13 protein-coding genes are annotated in these 13,636 nt (G+C 63.0%); 9 read left to right on the top strand and 4 right to left on the bottom strand.

Annotated features, from left to right (window positions below):
• Positions 1-28 precede the first annotated feature (28 nt).
• The 5 genes from NKI97_RS31745 to NKI97_RS31725 all read left to right on the top strand — a co-directional run bounded on the left by NKI97_RS31745 (position 29) and on the right by NKI97_RS31725 (position 4,808).
• Positions 29-820, top strand: a complete 792-nt coding sequence (locus tag NKI97_RS31745) for an ABC transporter ATP-binding protein (RefSeq protein ID WP_352838232.1) — start codon at positions 29-31, stop codon at positions 818-820.
• Between the two features lie 373 nt (positions 821-1,193).
• Positions 1,194-2,072, top strand: coding sequence for an ABC transporter permease (locus NKI97_RS31740; protein ID WP_352838230.1), 879 nt, complete (start codon positions 1,194-1,196; stop codon positions 2,070-2,072).
• The gene (locus NKI97_RS31735) at positions 2,069-3,205 is read left to right on the top strand and encodes an ABC transporter permease (RefSeq protein ID WP_352838228.1); all 1,137 of its coding nucleotides are present in this window, start codon (positions 2,069-2,071) and stop codon (positions 3,203-3,205) included. The genes NKI97_RS31740 and NKI97_RS31735 overlap by 4 nt, the downstream gene beginning before the upstream one ends.
• Positions 3,206-3,245: 40 nt before the next feature.
• The gene (locus NKI97_RS31730; protein ID WP_352453393.1) at positions 3,246-4,217 is read left to right on the top strand and encodes an ABC transporter substrate-binding protein; all 972 of its coding nucleotides are present in this window, start codon (positions 3,246-3,248) and stop codon (positions 4,215-4,217) included.
• A 147-nt stretch (positions 4,218-4,364) separates the two neighbouring features.
• On the top strand, positions 4,365-4,808 hold the full coding sequence (locus tag NKI97_RS31725; protein ID WP_352453392.1) for a CHRD domain-containing protein: 444 nt from the start codon (positions 4,365-4,367) through the stop codon (positions 4,806-4,808).
• Positions 4,809-4,848: 40 nt separating this feature from the next.
• Here the strand turns inward: NKI97_RS31725 and NKI97_RS31720 are convergent, their stop codons facing one another.
• The 3 genes from NKI97_RS31720 to NKI97_RS31710 form a co-directional block, all read right to left on the bottom strand.
• Positions 4,849-6,498 carry a thiamine pyrophosphate-binding protein gene (locus NKI97_RS31720; protein WP_352838226.1) on the bottom strand — a complete coding sequence of 550 codons (1,650 nt, stop codon included), beginning with the start codon at positions 6,496-6,498 and terminating at the stop codon, positions 4,849-4,851.
• Entirely contained in the window at positions 6,495-7,670 is a 1,176-nt protein-coding gene (locus NKI97_RS31715; RefSeq protein ID WP_352453390.1) for a CaiB/BaiF CoA transferase family protein, read from the bottom strand. The genes NKI97_RS31720 and NKI97_RS31715 overlap by 4 nt, the downstream gene beginning before the upstream one ends.
• Before the next feature lie 78 nt (positions 7,671-7,748).
• Positions 7,749-8,684 (bottom strand): alpha/beta fold hydrolase, encoded by a 936-nt coding sequence (locus tag NKI97_RS31710; RefSeq protein ID WP_352838225.1) that lies wholly within the window; start codon positions 8,682-8,684, stop codon positions 7,749-7,751.
• Positions 8,685-8,951: 267 nt separating this feature from the next.
• On the opposite strand from NKI97_RS31710, the gene NKI97_RS31705 reads away from it, so the two are divergent.
• The 4 genes from NKI97_RS31705 (at position 8,952) to NKI97_RS31690 (ending at position 12,000) form a co-directional block, all read left to right on the top strand.
• Entirely contained in the window at positions 8,952-9,737 is a 786-nt protein-coding gene (locus NKI97_RS31705; RefSeq protein WP_352539492.1) for an alpha/beta fold hydrolase, read from the top strand.
• Positions 9,734-10,183, top strand: coding sequence for a MarR family winged helix-turn-helix transcriptional regulator (locus tag NKI97_RS31700; protein ID WP_352838223.1), 450 nt, complete (start codon positions 9,734-9,736; stop codon positions 10,181-10,183). Before NKI97_RS31705 ends, NKI97_RS31700 begins: the two co-directional genes overlap by 4 nt.
• Positions 10,184-10,303: 120 nt before the next feature.
• A complete protein-coding gene (locus NKI97_RS31695; protein WP_352838221.1) occupies positions 10,304-11,317 on the top strand; it encodes a ribonuclease T2 family protein in 1,014 nt (337 codons plus the stop codon).
• 74 nt (positions 11,318-11,391) lie between these two features.
• Positions 11,392-12,000 carry a hypothetical protein gene (locus NKI97_RS31690; RefSeq protein WP_352838219.1) on the top strand — a complete coding sequence of 203 codons (609 nt, stop codon included), beginning with the start codon at positions 11,392-11,394 and terminating at the stop codon, positions 11,998-12,000.
• A gap of 27 nt (positions 12,001-12,027) precedes the next feature.
• Here the strand turns inward: NKI97_RS31690 and NKI97_RS31685 are convergent, their stop codons facing one another.
• The gene (locus tag NKI97_RS31685) at positions 12,028-13,323 is read right to left on the bottom strand and encodes a GGDEF domain-containing protein (protein WP_352820352.1); all 1,296 of its coding nucleotides are present in this window, start codon (positions 13,321-13,323) and stop codon (positions 12,028-12,030) included.
• Between the last annotated feature and the right edge of the window lie 313 nt (positions 13,324-13,636).

The following is a 13,636-nucleotide window of genomic DNA, read 5'->3' as shown; positions in this document are numbered from 1 at the left end:
AGTGGCCGGAAGCGACAGGCTACGGCCGATGACGGGAGTATCGCCAGCCGTCGTGTCGGCAAGCAAGCTTGGCCTGACCTTCCAGACCAATGATGGTCCGGTGCAGGCGCTGTCGAATGTCGACCTGACGATCGGCAAGGGGGAATTCGTGTCCTTCATCGGGCCCTCTGGCTGCGGCAAGACGACCTTGCTGCGCGTCATCGCCGATCTGGAGAAGCCGACATCGGGAAGCATTTCCGTCAACGGCATGACGCCCGAGCAGGCGCGCCAGAGCCGCGCCTATGGCTATGTCTTCCAGGCGGCCGCACTTTATCCGTGGCGCACGATCGAGCGCAATGTGGCACTGCCGCTGGAGATCATGGGCCTGTCCAGGGCGGAGCAGGCGGCGCGCATCAAGCGCACGCTCGACCTCGTCAACCTCAGCGGCTTCGAGAAGAAATACTCCTGGCAGCTTTCGGGCGGCATGCAGCAGCGCGCCTCGATCGCACGGGCGCTGGCTTTCGATGCCGATCTTTTGTTGATGGACGAGCCGTTCGGCGCGCTGGACGAGATCGTGCGCGACCATCTCAACGAACAGCTGCTGGAGCTTTGGGAGCGGACCAACAAGACCATCTGCTTCGTCACCCATTCGATCCCTGAGGCGGTCTATCTGTCGACGCGCATCGTCGTCATGTCGCCGCGCCCGGGGCGTGTCAGCGACGTCATAGAATCGACGCTGCCGAAAAAGCGGCCGCTCGATATCCGCGAGACGCCGGAGTTCCTGGCCATCGCGGCACGCGTGCGGGACGGGCTGAGGGCAGGGCACAGCTATGATGATTGAGCAGGATGAGCTCTCTTCTCTCCCCGTCGGGGCTAGCAGGGCCACCCATGCCTTCGTCATCCTAGGGCGGAGCCGCCGCGAAGCGGCGTGCGCAGACCCTAGGATCCATGCCGTGACATTAGCCGAAAGGCGCAAGCGGTTCAGAATATTCGCCGGGCAGAGCGGTGTGGAGGGAGCCATTTTCAGCACCGTTGCGAAGCAGGGAGGTAACGGCATGGATCCTAGGGTCTGCGCCGCGTCACTTCGCTCCTTGCTTCGCCCTAGGATGACGAAAGAAACGATTGCCGTAGCAAAAGTACCCGGCCTCCGCTTCGCTCCAGCCACCCTCTCCCCGTTGGGGAGAGGAGGGCGCTTACCCGGCGAGGCCTGCTAGATGGACTCGTTTCGCGACAAGATCGTTCCGGTGACCTCGATCCTCCTGGGCGTCGTCGTTGTCTGGTACGTCATGGCTGTCATCCTCAACGCGCCGTTCCAGCGCGATCTCGACCGCCGCGCCAATCAGACGCCGGGTATTGTGGAATTCATCAGCAAGACGCTGGTACAGCCGAAGCCGACGCTGCCGGCACCGCATCAGGTGGCGGTGAATTTTTTCGAAAACACCTTTCTGCGTAGCATCACCTCGAACCGCAGCCTTGTCTACAATGCCTGGGTGACGCTGTCATCGACGCTGCTCGGCTTTGCTTTCGGCACGGCGCTCGGCATCGTCATCGCCGTCGGCATCGTGCATGTGGCGACGCTCGACCGCAGTCTGATGCCGTGGATCATCGCCTCGCAGACCATTCCGATCCTGGCGGTGGCGCCGATGATCATCGTCGTGCTGGCGGCGGTCGGCATCACCGGGCTTATCCCGAAGGCGCTGATCTCGACCTATCTGTCGTTCTTCCCGGTGGCGGTCGGCATGGTGAAGGGACTGCGCTCGCCCGAGCTCACTCATCTCGACCTGATGCACACCTATAATGCCAGTGCCTCGCAGACCTTCTGGAAATTGCGTGTGCCGGCTTCGGTGCCGTTCCTGTTCACCTCGATGAAGGTGGCGGTGGCCGCCAGCCTGGTCGGCGCCATCGTCGGCGAGTTGCCGACCGGCGCCGTCGCCGGCATCGGCGCCAAATTGCTCGCCGGCGCCTACTACAGCCAGACCATCGACATCTGGTCGGCTCTGGTTGCCGGGTCGGTGGTCGCGGCGCTGCTGGTTATGCTGGTCGGCATTGCTGGGCGCGTAGTCGACCGCGCCATGGGCGGGAGGCCGGCATGAGCTCCATCCTGAGCCTTTCCTCAATCACGCCTCGATCCTGGCAGGGGTATGCCGCGCTTGTCCTGCTTGTCGGCGCGCTGCTTCTTTGGCCGCTCGTCAGTGCTACGCCCGGTTACGGCATGGCGACTACGGTTCTGATTTTCATTTTGCTGCTCGGGGCAATCGAGGCCGACAACTTTCCACCGATGATCGGGGTGGTGTTGCTGTTCCTTGGCGCGCATGGCGCAGCGTGGATGCTGCTCGCCGGCATAACCGGCAATGAGGGCAGCGCTCGCGCATCCTTCTATCTGCTGCTCGTCGCGGCGTGGTTTCTGGCCTGGCGCTGCGTAACGGTCTTGTCGTCGTTTCGCCCGACATCGCGCTGGGCGTCAACCGCCCTGCGCCTGATCATTCCGGCCATCTTCGGCGCCTGGATCCTGATCATCTGGGAGGCGGTGACGCGTGGTGCCGGCATTCCCTTCATCCTGTTGCCGCCGCCAAGCGCCATCGGTGCACGCATCGTCGGCTCGCTGCCGGTGCTGGGGGCCGATGTCAGGCAGACCATCTTCAAGGCGGTTATCTTCGGCTATGTGGTGGGGAGCAGCGCCGGCTTCCTCGTTGCCATCGCCGCCGACCGCGTGCCGTTCCTGCGGCGCGGGCTCTTGCCGATCGGCAATATGGTGTCGGCGCTGCCGATCATCGGCGTCGCGCCGATCATGGTCATGTGGTTCGGCTTCGACTGGCAGTCGAAGGCAGCGGTGGTCATCATCATGACCTTCTTCCCGATGCTGGTGAACACCGTCGCCGGTCTTGCCGCCTCCGGCCATATGGAGCGCGACCTGATGCGCACCTATGCCTCGAGCTACTGGCAGACGCTGTTCAAGCTGCGGCTGCCGGCGGCGGCACCCTTCATCTTCAATGCGTTGAAGATCAATTCGACGCTGGCGCTGATCGGCGCCATCGTCGCCGAGTTCTTCGGCACGCCGGTGGTCGGCATGGGATTCCGCATTTCGACGGAAGTCGGGCGGATGAACATCGACATGGTGTGGGCGGAAATCGCAGTTGCAGCACTTGCGGGTTCGGTCTTTTATGGCGTGGTCGCTCTTTTCGAGAGAGCAGTCACGTTTTGGCATCCCTCTGTCCGTGGTGGATAGGGGCGGTGGGTTTAGGGCGCTAACTTCAGAGGGTAAAAACATGAAAAGACTTGTTGTTTCGATGCTGGCCGGCGCGATGTCGCTGGCCGCGTTCCAGGCGATGGCCGCGGACAAGGTGACGCTGCAGCTGAAATGGGTCACCCAGGCACAGTTCGCCGGCTATTATGTCGCCAAGGCCAAGGGCTTCTATGACGCCGAGGGCCTCGACGTCGACATCAAGCCCGGCGGACCGGACATTGCACCGGAGCAGGTTATTGCCGGCGGCGGCGCCGACGTCATCGTCGACTGGATGGGCGGTGCGCTGGCTGCGCGCGAGAAGGGCGTGCCGCTGGTCAACATCGCCCAGCCGTTCAAGAAGGCCGGCATGGAGCTGGTCTGCCCGAAGGACGGTCCGGTCAAGACGGAAGCCGACTTCAAGGGCCATACGCTCGGCGTCTGGTTCTTCGGCAACGAGTATCCGTTCTATGCCTGGATGAACAAGCTTGGCCTCAAGACCGATGGCGGGCCGGACGGCGTCACCGTGCTCAAGCAGAGCTTCGATGTGCAGCCGCTGATCCAGAAGCAGGCGGATTGCATTTCGGTCATGACCTATAACGAGTACTGGCAGCTCATCGACGCCGGCTACAAGCCGGAAGAGCTGACCGTCTTCAACTATTCCGCCATGGGCAATGATCTGCTCGAAGACGGGCTCTATGCCCTGGAGGACAAGCTCAAGGATCCGGCCTTCGAGGACAAGATGGTGCGGTTCGTACGCGCTTCGATGAAGGGCTGGAAATACGCCGTCGACAATTCCGACGAAGCGGCCGGCATTGTCATGGACAATGGCGGCCAGGACGAGAATCACCAAAAGCGCATGATGGGCGAAGTCGCCAAGCTGATCGACAATGCCGATGGCAAGCTCGATCCGGCGACCTACGAGCGCACCGCCAAGGCGCTGCTCGACCAGAAGATCATCAGCAAGGAGCCTACCGGCGCCTACACGACGGCGATCACCGACAAGGCCATCAAATAGGGCTGTCAAACTGGCTTGTAGCGGAAAAGGGGCGGGCGACCGCCCCTTTTTAGTGGGAGGTAAAATGAACGTTACCGGCGGAAACATCCGCTCGCAAAATCGTTGTGCCGGTGCACCCGCCTCAAGGGTGTCACAACGGAGGTTTCCATGCGCATCCAGTCCTTCACGCCGATGCTTTCGGCGCTGGCCATTTCTGCAGCCATCTTCTCTGCTTCACCGGCCTTGGCCGAAACCATAAAGATGACGGCGACGCTCGATGGTGCTCAGCAGAACCCGCCCGTCACCACGAAGGGCAAGGGCACCGCCACGCTCAGGTTCAACACCGCCACCAAGAAACTCGGCTGGACCGTGAGATATTCCGGCCTCAGCGGGCCGGCGAAGGCCGCACACATTCACGGCCCGGCGGCAAAGGGTCAAAACGCCGATCCGGTGGTGCCGTTCGAAGGCAAGCTGAAGAGCCCGATCAAGGGTTCGGCGACATTGACTGATGCCCAGGCCACCGATCTTGAGGCAGGCAAATATTACGTCAACATCCACACCGCGGCCCACGCGGATGGCGAGATCCGCGGCCAGATCGAGAAGGCCAAATAGGCAGATCACGACGACAAAACAGGGCAATCATCCTGTTTTGTCAGGCCTTGTCGCGAATCTGGGTCATCGTGCGGGTCGGCGTGATGGCTTCAGGGTCGAGCCTGATCTCTACGATCGACGGCTTGCCGCTGGCCCGCGCTCGCTCGAAGGCCGCGGCGAAGTCGGCGGTCTTTTCCACCGTCTCGCCATGGCCGCCATAGGCACGGGCCAAAGCAGCAAAGTCGGGATTCTTCAAGTCCGTGGCGACGACACGGCCGGGATATTCGCGCTCCTGATGCATGCGGATGGTGCCGTAGATGCCATTGTTGACGACGATGACGATGATCGGCAGCCCGTATTGCACGGCGGTGGCGAATTCCTGGCCGTTCATCAGGAAACAGCCGTCGCCGGCGAAGGCGATCACGTCGCGGTCGGGGAAAAGCTGCTTGGCGGCGACCGCCGCCGGCGTGCCGTAGCCCATCGAGCCGGATGTGGGTGCTGCCTGCGTGCCGAAACGCCGGAAGCGATGGTAGCGATGCACCCAGGTGGCGTAGTTGCCGGCGCCGTTGGTGAGGATGGCGTCGTCCGGCAGCATCGTTTCGAGATAATTCATGATCGGCCCCATCTGGACGGCGCCGGGGCCGCTCTCCGGAGGCGTCGACCAGTCGAGATAGGCGGCGTGCAGCTTCGCTGCCTCAGCCGCCCAGACCGGCGTTGCGGCCGGCTTGCGTCCGGCAAAGGCTTCGACGAAAGCGGCAGGCGAGGCATTGATCGCCAGCGCCGGCCGGTAGACGCGGCCGAGTTCGCCGGCGTCGGCATGGATATGGACCGCCGTCTGGTCGGGGTAGGGACTCTTCAGCAGCGTGTAGTCGGATGACGGCATCTCGCCCATGCGGCCGCCGATCAGCAGCACAAGGTCGGCCTGCTTGATGGCGGTTGCTACCTTGGGATTGATGCCGATGCCGACATCGCCGGCATAGTTCGGGTGGAGATGGTCGAACAGCATCTGGCGGCGGAAGGAGCAGCCGACCGGCAGCGACCAGGCTTCGGCCATCGTCCGCATGCGTGCAACGGCCTGCGCGTCCCAGCGCGTACCGCCGAGAATGACGAAGGGCCGCTTTGCCTGGTTGAGCAACACTTCCAGTGCGTCGAGCTCGACTTCGCCAGGCCGCGTCTCGACAGGGGTATAATGCCGGGCGTCCGGTGCCTCGGCGAGGCTGGTCAGCATGTCCTCGGGCAGCGAGATGACGACCGGGCCCGGGCGACCGGACGTCGCCACCGCAAAGGCGCGTGTGACGAATTCGGGTATGCGTGCGGCGTCGTCGATCTCGACCACCCATTTGGCGATATCGCCGAAGAACCTGACGTAGTCGACCTCCTGGAAGGCCTCGCGCCCCTTGGCGTGGCTGGCGACCTGGCCAATGAACAGGATGAGGGGGACTGAATCCTGCATCGCGATGTGGATGCCGGCAGAGGCATTGGTGGCGCCTGGGCCGCGGGTGACAAAGCAGATGCCGGGCCTGCCGGTCAGGCGGCCGTGGCAGTCGGCCATCATTGCGGCACCGCCCTCCTGGCGGCAGACGATTGTGCGGATCGGTGAATCATGCAGCGCGTCGAGCACCGCCAGATAGGATTCGCCAGGTACGCAATAGATACGGTCCGTTCCGTTGGCTTCGAGCGCATCGACGATGAGTTGTCCGCCGGTCTTCATTTTCCTGACCTCTCCAGTTCGGCAAGGATTTCTTCGGTGTGTTCGCCGAGACGCGGCGACGGACGTTCATAGACCAGCGGCGTGCCGGACATGACCATCGGCGCCCGCACCGAGGGCAAGAGATTGCCATGGCCGTCATCGAGGTCGAGCCGCATGCCGCGCGCGATGGTCTGCGGGTCGGCAAACATCTGGCCGATGTTGTTGATCGGGCTGGCCGGCACTCCGGCAGTCTCAAGTCTGGCCAGCAACGGGTCGCGATCGAAGACTTTCAGCGCCTCGATCATATGCTCGCGCAGCTTTGCGCGGTTAGCGACGCGGGCGGGATTGGTGGCGAAGTCAGGGTTCGACGCCAGCTCGTCGAGGCCGACGGCAGCGCAGAACTTTGCGAACTGGCCGTCATTGCCGACCGCCAGGATGATGTGGCCATTTTTCACCGGCACCACTTCGTAGGGCGCGATGTTCATATGCGCATTGCCCATCTGCACCGGCGACTGTCCGGAGACGAGATAGTTGAGGTTCTGGTTGCCGAGCGTCGAGATCTGGGTGTCGTAGAGCGCCATGTCGATATGCTGGCCTTCGCCGGTCTTCTCGGCATGGCGAAGCGCCGCCTGGATGGCGATGACCGAATAAAGCCCGGTGAAAACATCCGAAATAGCGACGCCCGCCTTTTGCGGTTCGCGGCCGGCTTCGCCGGTGATCGACATCATGCCGGCCATGCCCTGGATGATGAAATCATAGCCGGCACGCGGCGCATACGGTCCCGACTGGCCAAAACCGGTGATCGAGCAATAGATCAGCCGCGAGTTGATTTTCCTCAGGCTGTCATAGTCGAGGCCGTATTTCTTCAGTCCGCCGACTTTGAAGTTTTCGATCAGCACATCCGATGTCGCGACCAGCCGGCGCACCGTCTCGGCACCCTCGGGCGTCGAGAAGTCGATGGCGATGGAGCGCTTGCCGCGGTTGCAGGAATGGTAATAAGCGGCCGAAAGGTTCTCGCCGTCATGGCCGATGACGAAGGGCGGTCCCCATTTGCGGGTGTCGTCGCCGCCGTCCGGGCTCTCGACCTTGATCACGTCGGCGCCGAGGTCGGCAAGCAGCTGTCCGGCCCATGGCCCGGCGAGGATGCGTGCGAGTTCGATGACGCGGATGCCGTTGAGCGGAGGCTCAGTCATGGATCACCGTGGTTGATCGAAAGCGCAGCCTCTATCAATCCCGCGCGCCGCTGTCACGGCCCTTGCAATGGGCCAGTATCACTGTGCCCTCAGCACGCGGTCGGCCCAGGCGGCAAAATCCTCCATGATGATGTCTCGGTTGACCTCGTTCAGGCTTTCGTGGCGGGTTTTGGCGTAAACCTTTGAAACGAGATTCGAAAAACCCATCATGTGCATCCGGCCGGCAAGATGGCTGACCGCCTTGCCGCCGTCCGAGGCCGGATCTTGCTCGCCTCCGACCAGATTGACGAACAGGTCGCGCCGAACGCCGGAAAAATTGCGGTCGCTGCCGCAATGCAGCGTCATCATGACGATGTCCTGCCACATCGATACCGATGCGTCCCAGCCGCAAAGCGGGTCGGCGATGTATTTCTCGACTTCAACGGCATCGCGCGACAGCCAGTCGAACGGCGTCCGGTGATTGGGCACCGCCTTGCCCCAGGCCCGGAACGTCAGCCGGGGCAGCAGGCGCGACGGCACGTCTGAGCCAAGCCGGAACTTTTCCCAACCAAGCATGGCCAGCGCGATTTGGCCGAGCAGTCCGGCCGAGAAATTGCCGTTCCAGATCGCGGCGGCATGGATGCGCGCCGAGTGGCGGAGGACAAAATTCAGCGCGACCGACGCGCCCAAGGAGTGGCCGAAGACGATGATCGGCAGACCAGGTTGTTCCCTGGCGATGAGATCATGGACGGCAGCGACATCGGCGATGACCTTGGCACCGCCATCCGCATCGGCGAACCTGCCAGGTGGCGCGTCGGGCGCCTTGGTGGCGCCGTGGCCACGGTGGTCGTGCGCGTAGACCTGGTAGCCGCGCGCGCCAAGGAAATCGGCGAAACGGGCATAGCGCGCCGCGTGCTCGGCCAACCCATGATTGATCTGGACGATGGCGCGCGGTTGGCCGATGGCGTGTTTCACATAAAGGTTGAGCTCGGCGCCGGTCGGCGATGCCAGCATCCTCTGCTTGTCAAATGGCATGTCTCGCTCCCGTCGGCGACTGTTGGGCGACGCAGCGATCGACGTCAAGGGACGTAGGGTACCCATTCGACGGTAGTTGACAGCATGCTGTCAATGTGATTACATGACAGCATACTGTCAAATGGTCAGCGGCAGATTGGGGGTATGACTATGAAAACCACCGGGGCCATTTCGCGGCGTGCAATCTTGCTGGCGGGCTTCGCCTTCACGACGGCCACCCTGTTGTCAGGGATTGCTGCGTTCAGTCAGGAAACCAGGGAGATGACCATGATGACGTCCACTGTTCCAGGCCCGCAAGGCCAGCTTGCCACTTATAGGATCAACGCCGGCAATGGCCTGCCGATCATGTTCCTGCATGGAGATTGCAGCCGCGCTTCCCACTGGGACCGGGTGATGCAGCTCTCCGTCGAAGGCCGCGAGGCGGTAGCCTTCGATTTTCGCGGTCATGGCGCCTCCGCGCCGGCGCAGGACGGTGACTATGGTTATGACGGTCGTGCAATGGATGTCGGTGCCGTGGCCGACGCGTTTGGCCTGAAGCGGTTTCTCATTGTCGCGCACAGCGGCGGCGGTGGCGTGGCGCTCGCTTATGCCGCCAGCCATGCCGACCGGGTCGCCGGTGTCTTGCTCGTCGACCCGGCGACCGATCCTCGTGCGCTGCCGCAGGCGATTCGTGACGGCTTTGTCCGCGATCTGGCCGGTCCGCAAGGCCGTGATGTCCTGAACGCCTATTACACGTCAATTGCCGGCCCTAACGCGGTTGTTCGCCAGCGTGTTCTGGCCGATGCGGCAGTGGTCGATCCGGCGGCGAGGGCAGGTGTCGGCAAGGCACTGGCCGAATGGAACCCGGAGCCGGCACTCGATGCGTATCGCGGGCCTATGTTCGTATTGGCTACCGAGGCCAGTGACACTCCAGCCGCGCTCTACCGGCTGCGCACGGACATTCCGCGCCAGATCGTGGCGGGCAGCGGCCATTGGGTGATGCTTGACAAGCCCGAGGTCGTAGCCGAAGCCGTTAATAATTTCGTCGCGACCATCGAGGCCGGCCAGAAATGACGACCAGGACCGAAGCGGCAAATGTGCTCACCGAACTGGTGCTTGCCGTGTTCAGGATGAACGGCAGTTTTCTGGATGCGGCCGACCGGCTGGCCGCTCCAATCGGGCTGACGGCAGCGCGCTGGCAGGTTTTGGGTGCAGTTTTGAACGAGCCGAAATCTGTGGCCGACATTGCCCGCGACATGGGTCTCGCCCGTCAGAGTGTACAGCGGCTGGCCGACATACTGGCTGCGGAGGGGCTTGCCGCCTACGCCGACAACCCGGCGCATCGCCGCGCCAAGCTGTTGTCGATAACCGATGCCGGCCGGGCAGCGGTCAAGAATATCGGCACACGCCAGCATGTTTGGGCGAACCGCGTTTCGGAGGGTATGGACGCCGACGCGCTGAAAGCCTCGCTTGATCTGCTGCGCACCCTGACGGAACGGGTGGAGGCGGGCGGATCCTGATCGACCACGCGGGAGCCGTCTCAATGCGGTGGCGATTGTTTTTACGGCCGGCGAAAGAAATCGTAATTCTGACATGTCGCAAGTTTCTAGCTTGCGGCGTGAATCACGAGGAGTGCCGGAATGCGGATTTGGGCGATATGGGGGGCGGTGTTTCTTGCGTTTGCTGGGGCAAGCGCGGCGCGGGCCGATGTGAAGATGACCGGCTCTTTCGTCGCCGATGCCGCCTGTCCGGCAACGCAGGCGATCAAGAGCGGCAAGAATCCCGGCAATGTCTCGACGGCGGCTGGTCAGAGTTATGATCTGCTGGCCGGCAACAAGGACGCGCCCACCCACTACCTCATTCGCGTGCCGGGCGCCGATCCGGAGCGCCGCTGGGTCAAGATCAGCTGCGGTCACGTTTCGGGCGGCAGCGCGTCGACGGTGCCGGCTGCACGGGCGCCTGCCGAGCCGAACAAGCCATCGGCGTCCGGAAAGCCGGAATATGTCTTCGCGCTGAGCTGGCAGCCGGCTTTTTGTGAGACCAAATCCGGCAAAACCGAATGCCGTGCGCAGACCGCCGCCGGGTTCGAGGCGACCCACTTCACCTTGCATGGGTTGTGGCCGCAGCCGAACGGAAATTTCTATTGCCAGGTCGCGGCAAGCGACAAGGCGAACGACGATCCGGCACACTGGCGGGATTTGCCGCCGGTCACCCTTGACCCGAAAACGCGAGCGGAACTCGACCAGGTGATGTCGGGCACCGCGTCCGCCCTCGAAAGGCATGAGTGGATCAAGCACGGCACCTGCTATGGCAAGAGCCAGCAGGAGTATTTCGCCGACGCCTTGAACCTGATGCGCGCGATGAATGCGTCGCCGGTGCGCGATCTCTTCATCAAGAACATCGGCAAGCAACTGACATCCGATCAGATCCGCAGCACCTTCGACAGTGCCTTCGGCAAAGGCGCGGGCGACCGGGTCCGCGTGTCCTGCGTGGTCGATCCCTCGAACGGCAGGCGGCTGATCGGCGAACTGACGCTCGGCCTGACCGGCCCGATCGCTTCGAACGCTTCGCTCGGTGCCCTGCTGCTTGCCTCGGCGCCGACAGCCAAGGCTGGCTGCCCGAAGGGCGCGGTCGATGCCGTCGGGTTCCAGTAAACAGGCCGTACGCGACTGTCGCTTTGCACCGGGGATGGTATGATCCCGGGGGGCATCATTCATAGGGGGTGGCGATGAGTGGCATGACGGGCGGCGCGCTGGCGCGGCTGGCGTTCTGGGCCAAGGGCATGACGGCGATCCGCGACGGCCATATGGAGTGGCCGGGCTTTTCCTACACCGAAGTGGAGTGGGCGCGCATGACCACGCTCGCCAAACCCGTCGGCACGTATCAATTGTTCACGCTGGTCAACGCGGCGATCTTCATCACCATCGCCGCGCTCGGGATCTTCTGTGTCTTCCTGCCGCTGGCGGCGCTGCTGTTCCCGGTCCCGGCCGAAACCAGTGCGATCAAGTTTTCGCTGCTCCTGGCGGCATGCGCCTTCCTGATCATCGGCATCGGCCTGCCGATTTCGCTGCGTCTTTCGACCACGCTGGTGGCGCCGAAGGCAATGCGGGCCGCGCTTGTCGCCGTGCCCGGCGACCAGGCGCTTGCGGCAAAAGTGTCATGGCAGATCAACCGGATCACGCTCGTGCTCTGCGGCCTGCTGGTACCGGGCATTCTTCTGTTCATTGCCTACGACATCGAAGCCGGCCCGACTATTACCGCGTTGAAATGGCTGGCGATCGCGCTGACGGCGGTTTCGGTTGCGATCGGCGGATGGCAGCGGCGCAAACAATCCTGATTGAGCCAATCGCAGGCCTGGGCAGCGTTACGCGCCGGCGCTGCGCTCCGGCCTGGTCCACGTGTTGCGGGCGTCCGCTTCGTTGCCGCCCGGTTCGCCGACAACGCGATCGCGTCCCGTGGATTTGGCCTTGTAGAGACGCTGGTCGGCCAGCGCAAAGAGATCGGCAAGGCAACGGGTCGTCTCGCTGACCGTCGAGATGCCGGCGCTGACGGTAATGTCGAACCGGCTGGTGCTCGCGGACGTCTTGACCGCTTGCCTGACGGTTTCGCCCAGCAGCCTGGCGAGCGGCTGCGGACGCCAGCCGAGGATGGCGAATTCCTCACCGCCGATCCTGAACAATTGATCTTCGGTCCCGACAAGTTCGCCAAGCAAAATTGCCAGGGCTTTCAGCACCTTGTCTCCCTCGGCGTGGCCGAAGCGGTCGTTGATCGATTTGAAGTGGTCGACATCGATGATCAGCAGGCTGAGCGGCCTGGCGGTCCGCAGGCTGGCGGCGACGGCGGCCTCGCCATCGCTGTCGAAGCGCCCCCTGTGCAGGAGGCCGGTGAGGCCGTCGCGACCGACATGCTCGACCAGCGCCTCATAGCGCTCGCGATAGGTCAGCGTGTCGAAAATGTCGGAAAGCCCGCGCGGCGCCGGCACCTGCCGCGCCTCGAACCACCTGATATAGGCGACCAGCATGGTGCTGTAGACCAGGGCCGCTGCCATCTTGGCGAACCAGCCGCCGAAGAACACCGCGACCGGGGCACCGGTGACGAAATGCAGCGCCGTGAAAAAGCCTGCCTGGTCGAAGGTGAGCACGCAGGCGACGGAGACCAGGATGCGGGTGAAAAGCGCCTTGCGCAGATATTTGCCGAGCTTTTCATAGAGCAGAATGATCAGGATGGCGTCGACGAACAGCAGCGTCGTGCCCCACACCATCAGCCAGCCCATCTCGTCGATGAAGCCGATGTCGGGAAGCTTGCCGTCGGGCAGCGGTGCGATGTCGTGCAGGCGCAGGATCAGCACGAGCCCGATCATCAGGGCATTGCCGAGCAGCAGGCCGTAAATCGGCTGCCGGACAGTTGCCGCGTCCTCCTTGATGTAGAGCAGGAGCAGCATGACCAGCTTGCCGGAAAACAGCACGGCCGAACCCGGCGATACCATGCCGAACGGCAGCGCGACGTAGAAGACGCTGGCGAGATAGGTTTCCAGGAAATGCATGACGCCAAGGGCGCAAACAAAGACGCCGAGGCCGATGCGGCCCCTGAACCGGAAAAGCGTGACCATGATGCCGAAATAGAGAACCGCTTCGGCAAAAAGCAGGAAACTGTTCAACACGGCCCGATCTCTCTCCCCGAAATCGCGGCTGCCAGCGATTTCCCATCCAACATTGTTTGACGCCGAATGGTTAACCGGAGCTTTCGCCTGGGCGCCGGCACGAAATGAAGCGGCTAAGCATTTGTGGGTGCGACCAAATCCGCTTGGAGCGGGTCATCGTTTCACGGAACCGCTGAACCGCTCCATCTTTTTGTTTTGACGCAATTCCGGACGGAAAACCGTTTCACGCTTTTCCTGGAATTGCTTGTCTTATGACTTTCGCTGCCGAATGGGTCAGAAAGGAACGCTGAGAGAGGGTAGCCGCCCTCCCTCA

Source organism: Mesorhizobium sp. M0296 (assembly GCF_040321675.1).
In the GTDB taxonomy this organism is placed as follows: Bacteria; Pseudomonadota; Alphaproteobacteria; order Rhizobiales; family Rhizobiaceae; genus Mesorhizobium.
This window is presented reverse-complemented; position numbering and strand designations above follow the sequence as displayed.

Excerpts from the sequence above, each read along its gene's own strand:
- NKI97_RS31740 (WP_352838230.1), top strand. The coding sequence starts at position 1,194 with ATGGACTCGTTTCGCGACAAGATCGTTCCGGTGACCTCGATCCTCCTG.
- NKI97_RS31720 (WP_352838226.1), bottom strand. The coding sequence starts at position 6,498 with ATGAAGACCGGCGGACAACTCATCGTCGATGCGCTCGAAGCCAACGGA.
- NKI97_RS31725 (WP_352453392.1), top strand. The coding sequence starts at position 4,365 with ATGCGCATCCAGTCCTTCACGCCGATGCTTTCGGCGCTGGCCATTTCT.
- NKI97_RS31735 (WP_352838228.1), top strand. The coding sequence starts at position 2,069 with ATGAGCTCCATCCTGAGCCTTTCCTCAATCACGCCTCGATCCTGGCAG.
- NKI97_RS31700 (WP_352838223.1), top strand. The coding sequence starts at position 9,734 with ATGACGACCAGGACCGAAGCGGCAAATGTGCTCACCGAACTGGTGCTT.
- NKI97_RS31715 (WP_352453390.1), bottom strand. The coding sequence starts at position 7,670 with ATGACTGAGCCTCCGCTCAACGGCATCCGCGTCATCGAACTCGCACGC.
- NKI97_RS31690 (WP_352838219.1), top strand. The coding sequence starts at position 11,392 with ATGAGTGGCATGACGGGCGGCGCGCTGGCGCGGCTGGCGTTCTGGGCC.
- NKI97_RS31730 (WP_352453393.1), top strand. The coding sequence starts at position 3,246 with ATGAAAAGACTTGTTGTTTCGATGCTGGCCGGCGCGATGTCGCTGGCC.
- NKI97_RS31710 (WP_352838225.1), bottom strand. The coding sequence starts at position 8,684 with ATGCCATTTGACAAGCAGAGGATGCTGGCATCGCCGACCGGCGCCGAG.
- NKI97_RS31705 (WP_352539492.1), top strand. The coding sequence starts at position 8,952 with ATGATGACGTCCACTGTTCCAGGCCCGCAAGGCCAGCTTGCCACTTAT.
- NKI97_RS31695 (WP_352838221.1), top strand. The coding sequence starts at position 10,304 with ATGCGGATTTGGGCGATATGGGGGGCGGTGTTTCTTGCGTTTGCTGGG.
- NKI97_RS31745 (WP_352838232.1), top strand. The coding sequence starts at position 29 with ATGACGGGAGTATCGCCAGCCGTCGTGTCGGCAAGCAAGCTTGGCCTG.